Source organism: Ferroglobus sp., assembly GCF_015521575.1.
In the GTDB taxonomy this organism is placed as follows: domain Archaea; phylum Halobacteriota; class Archaeoglobi; order Archaeoglobales; family Archaeoglobaceae; genus Ferroglobus.
The window spans coordinates 1-10,491 of record NZ_WANY01000041.1 but is presented as its reverse complement, the minus strand read 5'-3'; the positions used below and the strand labels follow the sequence as shown (position 1 = coordinate 10,491).

The 10,491-nt window shown below is 43.2% G+C and carries 13 protein-coding genes and 1 pseudogene; 5 read left to right on the top strand and 9 right to left on the bottom strand.

Translation table 11 applies throughout. The annotated features are described in order from the left end of the window. Positions 1-260 precede the first annotated feature (260 nt). The 7 genes from serS to surE are packed head-to-tail and all read right to left on the bottom strand — an operon-like array spanning position 261 to position 6,409. Complete coding sequence (serS, locus tag F7C14_RS01705; protein WP_290899255.1) at positions 261-1,613, bottom strand: serine--tRNA ligase; 1,353 nt, start codon at positions 1,611-1,613, stop codon at positions 261-263. Positions 1,614-1,615: 2 nt separating this feature from the next. Continuing rightward, positions 1,616-2,620 carry a hypothetical protein gene (locus F7C14_RS01700; RefSeq protein WP_290899251.1) on the bottom strand — a complete coding sequence of 335 codons (1,005 nt, stop codon included), beginning with the start codon at positions 2,618-2,620 and terminating at the stop codon, positions 1,616-1,618. Then, a complete protein-coding gene (locus F7C14_RS01695) occupies positions 2,617-3,729 on the bottom strand; it encodes a SufD family Fe-S cluster assembly protein (RefSeq protein WP_290899247.1) in 1,113 nt (370 codons plus the stop codon). Before F7C14_RS01695 ends, F7C14_RS01700 begins: the two co-directional genes overlap by 4 nt. Continuing rightward, complete coding sequence (locus F7C14_RS01690; RefSeq protein WP_290899244.1) at positions 3,690-4,451, bottom strand: ABC transporter ATP-binding protein; 762 nt, start codon at positions 4,449-4,451, stop codon at positions 3,690-3,692. Before F7C14_RS01690 ends, F7C14_RS01695 begins: the two co-directional genes overlap by 40 nt. A gap of 36 nt (positions 4,452-4,487) precedes the next feature. Continuing rightward, positions 4,488-4,949: a metallophosphoesterase gene (locus tag F7C14_RS01685; protein WP_290899241.1), complete on the bottom strand. Its 462-nt coding sequence runs from the start codon at positions 4,947-4,949 to the stop codon at positions 4,488-4,490. A 28-nt stretch (positions 4,950-4,977) separates the two neighbouring features. Beyond that, positions 4,978-5,640, bottom strand: a complete 663-nt coding sequence (gene rpiA, locus F7C14_RS01680) for a ribose 5-phosphate isomerase A (protein ID WP_290899238.1) — start codon at positions 5,638-5,640, stop codon at positions 4,978-4,980. Further along, positions 5,621-6,409, bottom strand: a complete 789-nt coding sequence (surE, locus tag F7C14_RS01675; protein ID WP_290899235.1) for a 5'/3'-nucleotidase SurE — start codon at positions 6,407-6,409, stop codon at positions 5,621-5,623. The genes rpiA and surE overlap by 20 nt, the downstream gene beginning before the upstream one ends. A 73-nt stretch (positions 6,410-6,482) precedes the next feature. Here surE and amrS point away from each other — a divergent pair, with 73 nt between their 5' ends. Beyond that, a complete protein-coding gene (amrS, locus tag F7C14_RS01670; RefSeq protein WP_290899232.1) occupies positions 6,483-7,493 on the top strand; it encodes an AmmeMemoRadiSam system radical SAM enzyme in 1,011 nt (336 codons plus the stop codon). After that, positions 7,490-7,867 carry a PaaI family thioesterase gene (locus F7C14_RS01665; protein WP_290899229.1) on the top strand — a complete coding sequence of 126 codons (378 nt, stop codon included), beginning with the start codon at positions 7,490-7,492 and terminating at the stop codon, positions 7,865-7,867. The genes amrS and F7C14_RS01665 overlap by 4 nt, the downstream gene beginning before the upstream one ends. Here F7C14_RS01665 and F7C14_RS01660 read toward each other — a convergent pair. Continuing rightward, positions 7,864-9,051 carry an argininosuccinate synthase gene (locus F7C14_RS01660; RefSeq protein ID WP_290899226.1) on the bottom strand — a complete coding sequence of 396 codons (1,188 nt, stop codon included), beginning with the start codon at positions 9,049-9,051 and terminating at the stop codon, positions 7,864-7,866. The two genes, F7C14_RS01665 and F7C14_RS01660, sit on opposite strands and share 4 nt — an antisense overlap. 177 nt (positions 9,052-9,228) lie before the next feature. Between F7C14_RS01660 and F7C14_RS01655 the strand changes: the two are divergent. The 3 genes and pseudogenes from F7C14_RS01655 to F7C14_RS11080 all read left to right on the top strand — a co-directional run bounded on the left by F7C14_RS01655 (position 9,229) and on the right by F7C14_RS11080 (position 9,879). Further along, a pseudogene (locus tag F7C14_RS01655) lies at positions 9,229-9,444 on the top strand (antitoxin family protein). Continuing rightward, complete coding sequence (locus F7C14_RS01650) at positions 9,441-9,647, top strand: hypothetical protein (RefSeq protein WP_290899223.1); 207 nt, start codon at positions 9,441-9,443, stop codon at positions 9,645-9,647. Before F7C14_RS01655 ends, F7C14_RS01650 begins: the two are co-directional and overlap by 4 nt. Further along, positions 9,643-9,879: a PIN domain-containing protein gene (locus tag F7C14_RS11080; protein ID WP_367114311.1), complete on the top strand. Its 237-nt coding sequence runs from the start codon at positions 9,643-9,645 to the stop codon at positions 9,877-9,879. Before F7C14_RS01650 ends, F7C14_RS11080 begins: the two co-directional genes overlap by 5 nt. On the opposite strand, the gene F7C14_RS01645 is transcribed toward F7C14_RS11080, so the two are convergent. Beyond that, on the bottom strand, positions 9,865-10,491 hold a 627-nt coding region (locus F7C14_RS01645), incomplete at its 5' end, for a YIP1 family protein (RefSeq protein WP_290899220.1). The genes F7C14_RS11080 and F7C14_RS01645 overlap by 15 nt on opposite strands.

The window sequence follows — 10,491 nt, the reverse complement described above, 5'->3', positions numbered from 1 at the left end:
CATCATGATTGTAATTATCTAAATTAGTGGTATATATGCTTTGTGCTCACACGATCAAGAGACTATTATATATAAGTGAAATCGTATAGCACCAACTGTAAAATTAGCAGCATCATTAATAATTAAAAATAGACCGCAAGTCAAATCTAACAAAATCGTCTCGCATTGGTTTTCGAATCTGCTGAAATTCACTCCAAAAAAGAAAGATGTGAAACTTTCTCGACTATCAGCTCGTAAACAACTTTGCCAAACTAAACACATTAAATTCTCTTTTTAGGTTCCAAGTACTCCTTCGGGGCGCTTTCGATTGGTTCAAGGTATTTCCTCAGAACCTTCGGTATTTCGACTCTCCCATCCTCAAGCTGGTAGTTTTCTATTATCGCCGTTATGGCTCTTGTTGTAGCTATAGCAGTGGAATTGAGAGTGTGGACGAAGCCTTTAGAGGGCATCCCCCTCTTTTCCGCATACCTTATATTCAGTCTGTAGCTCTGCCAGTCCGTGCAGTTTGAACAGGAAACCATTTCTCTGTACTTCCCCTGAGCCGGCATCCATGCTTCGAGATCGTATTTTTTAGCTGCAACAATACCGAGATCTCCCGTGCAAATGTTCACGATTCTGTACGGGATTCCCAAACCTTGCCAGAGTTTTTCAGCGTTCTCAATAAGCTTTTCATGCCATTCCCAGCTCTCTTCCGGTAAACAAAAAACGAACTGCTCAACTTTATTGAACTGGTGAACTCGGAAGATGCCCTTAGTATCTTTCCCGTGAGCTCCGGCTTCTTTCCTAAAACACGGAGACACTCCAGCGTAGAGGAGGGGTAGCTCATCCTCTCCAAGCGTTTCGTTCATGTGCATGGCAGCCAGAGGATGCTCGGAAGTGGCAATTAGGTACAAATCTTCCCCTTCCAGTTTGTAAAGCACTTCTTCAAAGTCGCTGAAGGCTGTGACTCCCGCATACGCTTCGTGTCTCATCATGTAGGGAGGATTCACTATCCTAAACCCTTGCTTTGAGAGGAATTCGAGAGCGTACATCGTCAAAGCAAAGTCGAGCCAGACGAGATCTTCAAGGAGGTAATAAAATCTCGATCCAGCCACTTTTGCTGCTCTTTCCAAATCAGCCCACCCAAAAATTTCCACGGCATCAGCATGTCCAACAACCGGCTTATCGATTACCTCGTACTCTACTTCTCCATTAGTCTGCCTTAGAAACTGTTCCAAATGTTCCTTGTAAACTTTCGGCTTTCCCCAGAACCTTATCGGAACGTTATCGTTCTCATCCTCTCCTATAGGAACGGATTCATGAACTATGTTCGGAATTGAAAGCAAAATTCCCTTCAGCTCATCCTCAAGTTTCTTTAATTCTTCCTCCCCTCTCTTCACTTTTTCCGAGATTTCTTTTGCCTTTTTTATCAATTCCTCGTTTCTTTCACTTTTTAACCTTCTTGAGAGTTCGTTTCTCTCCCTTCTTAGCTGATCAAGTTCGTATAGCTTTTTTCTCCAGATTTTATCCAGTTCTATTGCTTTGTAAACGATTTCAACGTCTTCTCCTCTCCTCCTTTGGGATTCCACAAGTACCTCCGGGTTTTCTCTTAAAGCTTTCAGTATGCTCCACATCGCTAATCCTCCACGAAGTTTGATTGAAGTATCACACTGGCATTTTTCCTCTCTACCTTTATAATTTGTGGAATGTACTTCTCCTTAATTAAGTAACCATCTTCCTTTTTCTCCCCAAGCTTCATTAGCATTAGGTTTACAGCAGTTTCGAATTCGATAGCATCCTTTTCTGAATCGAAAGCAATCTTCCAGCTCCAACCGGTATCGTTCAAGTAGTAGGAATCTCCGTTCCACCCTTCGGCAGCTATTTTTGCTGACGAGTCGAGCACGTGTGCCGCTAAAAAGACGAAAACGAAAGCCTCTCCCAATCTATCACCTTCCATTTTCATAAAGCTCTCGTTGTTGAAGTACTTCTCGGGATGCATGACCTGCTCCATGGTTTTTGGCGGATTTTGGAGGAGGTAGATTGTGTCGCCAGTCCTGTTGTAAACCTCCAGAGCGAGATTGTAGCCATAAGCATAGTGGATCGAAGACAAGATGTAGTAAGCGTTGTCTTCATCGATTTCCATCAGACTTTCCCTCTCTAAGGGCTCCTTAGCTAAAATCTTCGAGATGAGTCTCGCGTCTCCTTCGATAGCTGCGGCTTTAGCCTTTTCCCCATCAAAAGTTCCGTCGGAGGATATATTGAACCTCTCCTGATACAAATGCTCAAGCTCGTGAAAAACCGTTCTCTTGAATTTCTCTTTGTTGAAATTTTCCTTTACAACGTAAATTTTCCCTTCCCAAACGAACGCTACAAAGCTCTTGAGATCGTGTTCTTTCGCTTTTTTGAAGGAATAGTTTGCTGGAAGGATCATCATCGCTTTGTAAAAAAGATCTTCGCTTTCGGCATAACTTCCCCAGTGCGTTAGAACGAAGTTTGTGTCAACTACCTTTAACTCTGGACTAAAGTTCGTTCCTCTGAACTCGTTAAATTCTTTCAGCGCTTCCTTATAGCTTTCGCTGATTTCATCAACGCAAGCGGAGATTATAACTGCGACGAAAAGAAAAACAATAGCTCTCTTCATAGAAGCTCCTTTTCGACCAAGCTTATGGCTTTGTCGATCTCCCTTTTGAGAGCTTCCGGAAGACCTTTTATTTCTATTTCCATAAATCCTCTAACTATAGCTGAAATCGCTTCGTCCCTCGACAACCCCCTCGACATCAAGTAAAATATCTCTTCTTCAGCTATTTTTCCTATCGCAGCCTCATGACTCAAATCCACGTCGGGGTGATTCGCTTCAAGAACAGGAATTGCTTCTATGCTCCCGTTTTCAGTTAGTATAAGTCCTCTGCACTCTAAATGCCCCTTCACACCACTCACGTTTCCTACAAGATGTCCTCTCGCCACTATTCTCCCACCTCTGCTTATCGTCCTCGAAACTATCTCGGCTTTTGAGTTTTCGGCATTTAACACAGCCCTACTTCCCACATCTATATTTGCTCCTTCTAATCCTACGATCACGCTGCTGAAAATAGCTTGAGAGTTTTTTCCGTTTAAATACGCCGTTGGATACATCTGAACGAGTTTAACTGGGTTCATGAGAATGTAGTTGCTAATAAAAGTTCCATTTTCCTCCACTATGGCAGCACTCCTTGGTCTAACTTCTATGTTGCTTTCCCAGCTGTGGATCATCGTAAAAGTCAGCTTAGCGTTCTTCTTCACGAAGAATTCGGAAATCCCTATGTGCAGCCCAGCCATAACTCCGGGGTGTGACGTGCAGCCGGAGATTATGTTTAATTCTGAGTTTTCCTCCGCTATGATTATATTGTGGACTCTCTGCTTGTGACCCTTCGTTCTCAAATAAAGGCAAGCTTCTACCGGAATCTCCACCTTAGCATTGGGAAGAGCTCGGATAAAATACCCATTGACGTCCTCAGAGTCGGCTTCTCTGGTAAATTCGTCCTGATCTTTTCTCACAGCCTTCCAGAAATAATCCTCAAGCCAGTCGTACTTTTCCAAAGCCGCTTTTATACTCATAACTTCCACGTCTTCGAAAAAGCTCTTACTTAGCTTGACTTCCTGATCCACTTGAACAAAAGTGGCGGATCTTTCCTTCGGATCTAACTCAATTCCTACACTTTCAAGCCTCTTTCTTACCTCCTCAGATTCAAATTCCCGTACTTCGTCAGGCATTTTTCAACACACCCCTCGTAGCCAAATTCCCTAACATCCTCAAGAATTTCGTAAGGATCGCCTATGCAAGCGATCCTACCTCGATAAAGTATAGCTCCGTAATCAGCATCCACGTAATCGAGAATGTGTCCAGTGTGAGTTATTATGATTCCGGCTTTTTCCCTCTTTTCCTTATCCCTCTCCAAAAGTTCTCTTATCGCTTTTCCAACAATTCCTATGTTCTCAAGATCCACACCGCTGTCAGGCTCGTCGAGCATGACAAAGTCGGGATTCATAACCAACAACTGCAAAAGCTCGCTCCTCTTCATTTCTCCTCCGGAGAATCCTCTATTTATCTCCCTTTCCAAGTGTTCTTCCATTTTCAGCTTTTTCGCGTATTCGTATATCTTCTCCTCCTCAGTTCCCCTTATTTCGGCTATTTTCTTAAGGAGATCTATCAGCTTAATTCCAGAAATTGCTGGAGGGGATTGGAAAGCTATGCCCAATCCGAGTTTTACCCTTTCGTCGGTTGGAACTCTTGTTATATCGTGCTTTTTGAATATTATCCTTCCCTCAGTGATTTTATACTTCGGATTCCCTATTATGGCGTTCATAAGAGTTGATTTCCCGCTCCCGTTTGGACCGAAGAGGGCGAGAGTTTCCCCTTCTCTAACGTAAAGAGAGACGTTCGTTAAAACTCGCTTAGTGTTAACATCCACAGACAGATTTACGAGCCTTAACATCTATCAACACTCCGCGGAAGAATATATAGAGGTTGTTCAGAATTCAAAGAAACTAACATCACCGTCTTCGAAAATTGCATAACTTCTCTTCCCGCTCAAATAACCGCAAACTTCTCCGGGGTTTACCACTGTAGCTTCATTCTCCTTCCTTTTTCCAGCTTTGTGGGTGTGCCCAACAACCACCAACTCGTACTTCTTGCTAAGCGCTCTAACTATCTCCTCGTTCGTACCGTGGTAAACCACTCCAGAGGGGAATTCAACGACATCTCCTATCTTCCAACCCCTTTCCAAAGCAATCTGAACGAGTTTTTCCCTATCCCCATCGTTGTTTCCGAAGGATATGTACATCTTCTCGAATTCAAAGGATCTAAGGCTGAAAGGAGATATGACGTCTCCGGCGTGAACTACAAAATCGAACCTCTCCTTTTTCACTTCCTCCTGCAGATCCCTTATCGCAGCCACGTTGTCGTGAGTGTCCGATATAAGCAAAATCCTCATGGAATTGAAGTGGTAGTTGTCGTTTAATTTATTTTCTGATTATTTCAGCTCCATCTTTCCTCCCGACTATTACCAAATCAACCATCTCCGAAGGGAAAACTCCGTGCTCGATGATTCCGGGGATTCTGAAATCTCTTTCTATTCTCCCGACATCTATTTTCTCCACCTCCACATCGGCTATGTAGTTTCCGTTATCAGAAATAACAGGTCCGAGCTTCTTCACGCTCATTCTGAGCTTGCAATTGTAACCAAGCTCCTTCAGTCTTTTCTCCACGAATCCGTAAGCGAAGGGGAGAATTTCAACTGGAATCGGCATATTCAAACTTTCAACGATCTTACTCTCATCGACTATTACGTAAAACTTCTTGGAAGCTTCGGCAACAATTTTCTCTCTCGTTAAAGCTCCCCCACCACCTTTGATCAGGTTGAGATTAGGATCAACCTGATCTGCCCCATCCACGCAAAGATCAGGCTCGGGATGTTCAAGGAGGGATGTTACTCTCAATCCGTTCTTTACAGCTATAATTTCAGTGTCGTAGGATGTGGGGATAACTTCAATTCTCAACCCCTCTTTTTTAACGAATTCCCCAAGCTTTTCGATGAATATCCTTACAGTGCTTCCGCTTCCGAGCCCGAGAACTATTCCGTTTTCGACAAATTCCAAAGCCTTTTCAGCTGCTTTCTCCTTCACCGTACCACCTCTCAAGGATTTTAAAGTCAATTCTGGCTGTAGAATCCAATGTAAGAGGGGTTATCGAAACGTAACCCTTCCTTATAGCCCATATATCCGTTCCCTCTTCAGCTTCCTTAACTTCCTTGCCGTCTATCCAATAATACTTCCTTCCCCTCGGATCGAACCTCACATCTATCCTCGTCTTGTACATTCTTCTGGCTAATCTGGTGAAAACAACCTTTCCGTTCCAGTTTTGGGGGACATTCACATTAAGCAAGTCTACTCCTTCCGGCAGACCTTTTCTCAGAACTCTCTCAGCGAGCGATCTTAAAATTTTCTTGGCGTTTTCGAAGTCGTACTCTTTAAAAACGAACTCAAATTTGTCCTTATCGTGAGCTTCAACGCTTATCGCAATAGCCTTACACCCCTGCGTTGCCGCTTCCAAAGCCGCTCCTATCGTGCCTGAAGTGGTTACCGCTTCAGTTGACAGATTTTCTCCAAGGTTTATCCCAGAAACAACCAAGTCCGGCAACTCACCTATGATTTCGTAAATCCCTATGATTACGGAATCTGTAGGCGTTCCATCCACAGCGTGAATCTTCATTCCGTTGAAGCTGACTTCTCCAACCCTAATCGGTTCCATTATCGAAATGCTCCTTCCAACTCCACTTTTCTGGGTTGCCGGAGCTACGACGAAAACCTCCCCTAACTCGGACAAAGCTTCGTAGCAAGCTTTCAGTCCGGAGGAGTAAAGTCCGTCATCGTTGGTTATTAGGATCTTTTTCATCGAGCTAATTTTTTCAGCTCTTCATGTAAACTTTGCCATAAAACTTATTGAGAACTTAGGAGAGATAAAATAGATGATAGTTGAATCGTACCTTTACGAGAAGCTCAACGGTAAGGTTAGATGTAAAACTTGCATGCACTACTGTGTTCTTTCCGAAGACAAGTGGGGAATCTGTAGAGTTAGAAAGAACGAAAACGGTAAGCTCATGGTTTACAATTACGGAATGGTTTCGTCGATAGCTGTAGACCCGATAGAGAAGAAGCCTTTCCACCATTTCATGCCGGGAAGCAGAGTTCTCTCTTTTGGTGGCGTTAGCTGTAACTTCCGCTGCTCTCACTGTCAGAATTACGAGATTAGTTTCGCTGATTTGACGTTCCCGTATTTAAGGGAGCTGACGCCAGAAGACGTTCTAAACATGCTGAAGGAGAGAGATGCTGATGGCGTTGCTTGGACGTACAACGAGCCGAGCATATGGCACGAATTTGCTTATGATGCCAACAAGCTCGTAAAAGAGGAAGGATATTACGCTACTTACGTAACAAACGGTTATTTGAGCTTTGAAGCCATTGACGAGATATCGAAGTATCTCGATGCGGCAAACGTTGACGTTAAAGCGTTCAACGAGGAATTTTACAGGAAAATCTGCAAAGCCAAGCTCGAAAAAGTTCTCGAAGCTGTGGAGTATCTGTACAAAAAAGGTGTGTTCATAGAAATCACGTATCTCGTCATTCCGGAGCTTAACGATAAAAGGGAGGAAATTAAAAGCTTTGCTGAGTGGGTGGCAGGGATAGATAGAAGAATCCCTGTGCACTTTTCAAGGTTCCATCCGGATTTTCAGATGCTGGATAAGAACCCTACTCCAATAAAAACCCTTGAGATGGCTGTAGAAGTTGCAAGAGAATACCTCGACTACGTTTACATAGGCAACGTTTGGGGGCATAAGTATGAGGACACTTTCTGCCCCAACTGCGGCTACTTGCTGATAGACCGACACGGCTTTTACATCGTGAAAAATAATTTAAAAGGTAACAGATGTCCGAACTGTGGAGAGAAGCAGAACTTCGTTCTGGAGGTGAAAAGGTGATTAAAACCCATAAGCTCGCTTCCAAAGAATGGGTTGGAGAGGCTGTAGAAGTAAAGGACGGATTTGCCAAGGTTAGATTGAAAACAAGGGAAGAGATGAAAGTGGACGAATATGGGTTGATTCATGGCGGATTCACTTTCGGAGCCGCTGATTTGGCAGCGATGCTTGCAGTTAATGAAGAAACGGTCGTTTTATACAAAGCAGAAGTTAAGTTCACCGCACCGGTTAAACTCGGGGAGGAAATAGTCGCCACAGCCAAAGTCGTGGAGGTTGACGGAAGAAAGAGAAAAGTTGAAGTGGAAGCTTGGACCGACAAAAAAGTTTTGGAAGGGGTTATGTACTGCTACGTTCCAGAAAAACACGTTTTAAGCTAATCCTCCAGTTTCTTTTTAATCTCCTGATAAATCCTCGCTTGGAGACCGTGGAACCTTGAGTACCCTTCAGCCAACCTCTGATCTATTGCCAGAGAATCGAAGGACGTTAACTCCTCTCTATACAAAGCGTAATCTGAATACCTCGCCACTGGGGTGCAGCTACCTTTGAACAACTTCACCTTCACCCACCCGGTAACTCTCTCCTGAGTTTTGTCGATGAATGCATTCAAAGCTTCAAACAGCGGTTCGTTTACAAGTCCGTGATAAACGAGCTCAGCCCACTCCTCTTCAACGAATTTTTTGAATTTCAGTTCCCTTCTCGTTAGCACAAGCTTTTCGAGATCTCTGTGGGCTGTTATTAAAATCGTAGCGGCAGGATGCTCGTAGTTTTCCCTCGCTTTGAGTCCGAGAACTCTGTCTTCCATCATGTCAACCCTTCCGACTCCATGAATTCCACCTATTTCATTAAGATGCTTTATCAGATCTACTCCGTCCATTCTTTCTCCGTTAACGGCTACCGGAATCCCTTTTTCAAACTCTATGGTGAGAATTTCCGGAACGTCGGGAGCTTCTTCTGGAGAGTTCGTCCACTCGTAAATATCCTCCGGAGGGATGTATGACGGATCTTCAAGCTTACCTCCTTCTATACTCCTGCTCCAAAGGTTTTCATCTATGCTCCAAGGCTTATCCTTGGTTACTGGAATATCTATTCCGTGCTTTTTCGCATACTCGATCTCCCATTCCCTCGTAAGATTGAGCTCCCTCATCGGAGCTACGACTTTAAATCCGTGCTGGAAGAAGATGTTGTCGAATCTAAGCTGATCGTTTCCCTTTCCAGTTGCTCCGTGAGCGACTGCTTCAGCGTTCTCTTTTTTAGCGATTTCAACGACCTTTTCGGCAATTATCGGTCTCGCTAAAGCCGTTCCAAGGACGTAACCTTCATACTCTCCGTTTGCTTTTATTAGCTGAAATAGGGCTTTTACGAAGTCTTCTTTGGCATCAACGGTGTAGTGCTTGTCAGCATATCTCCTCCCCCTTTCCTCAGCTTTTCTTAACTCTTCCTCCGGCTGTCCTATGTCCACGGTTACCGTCACGACTTCCTCAAATCCGTATTTTTCCTTAAGCAAAGGTATGCAGACCGTGGTGTCTAATCCGCCAGAGTAGCATAAAACTACCTTCGACATAGATGAAGTCTTCAGTAAGTTTTATTTAAAAAAGTTGTTACTTTCACGCTTAGAGCGTCAACTTTACGAATAACGAATGGCTTCTATTTTGGAGCGTAGATCGAGGCTAATATAACGTTGAAAATCGCGAAAGCAATGCTGAATTCAACTTTGAAGATTTGGGGGTGATTTAAAATTATGGCAAAGGTAATCGAAGCTGTGTATGAAAACGGTGTTTTTTAACCTCTTGAGAAAGTTGATTTGCCTGAAAAAACAAAGCTTAGAATTAGAATTGAAGCTGTAAAACCATCTGGTATACTGGACATTGTAAAGGAGTTCAGAAAGAGGATAAATTTAGATGAGATACAAGACGATCCACTTCAGGTTTTACTTGAAATGAGAGACAGATTATGATAGTCGTGGATACTCCGGGTTGGGTAGACTTATTCATACCAAAAAACAAGGTAAGAAGTGATCTGGTTGAAAAAGTTATTGAAGTTATTGAGGAGAAAGAGATGGAGATTTATGCACCCAAACTCTTTATTATTGAGTTCACAAGCATGATGTGGAAGTTGGTAGGGGACATGATACCTACGAACGTTTTTCGACAAGATTAATCTTCTGGATGAGGGAGTCATATTCGAAACGGCGAAAGATGTAGCCTTAAAATTTCATCCAAGAGCAGCGGACGCTTACTTCATCGCTACAGCAAAGCTTACGAACTCAATCCTGATAGCTAATGACAAGGTGATGGTAGAGAATGCTAAAAAGTATGGAATCGAAGCTTATTATTTGATCGAAGAGTTTGATAAAGCTATGAACGAAGTAAAAGAGTTACAACATTCTTAGCACAGACCAAACCTGATAGATTCCAAACAGCACAGTCGGAATTAAAGCGCAGACGAAAGCATTTCTTAGCTCGATTCCCCTCGCGTGTTTGATTGCGAAGCTCCATATAACTAAGCTCCATACAGTTACCGCTAAGCTTATGACCACATTTGAGTATATGAGTTCTCTTGGTATAATACTCGTTAAAACTTCACCCAGCAATTCTGGATTTGTCTGAAGTTCGAATATGCTTATCTCCGGCACTTCGGAGTTTGCAACATAGTATGCTGAAAGAGAGGCTGTTATTGCTGAGCCTATAAGTGAGGGTAGAAATCCGTACCCAACAAACTCGAATGTTCTTCTAAAAGAACCTTCACCACCGAAGAATGCAGATATGGCATGCATGAGCAGCGCAATTATGAACCACACTGCAAATACCCCAATAAACGATCCAATTACTCCGATGTACGCCCCAATGACGAAAAACTTCGCTATATCTTCTGGAAGAGCTTGGGACATTTTCGTTATCAGTAAGTATTGGTATAATGCAGCGATGGTTGCTAAGAGTGCTACGATAATCAGCGGATATCTCAGTTGAACGCTCTTGTATTTTAAGTCATCGAAGAACTCATT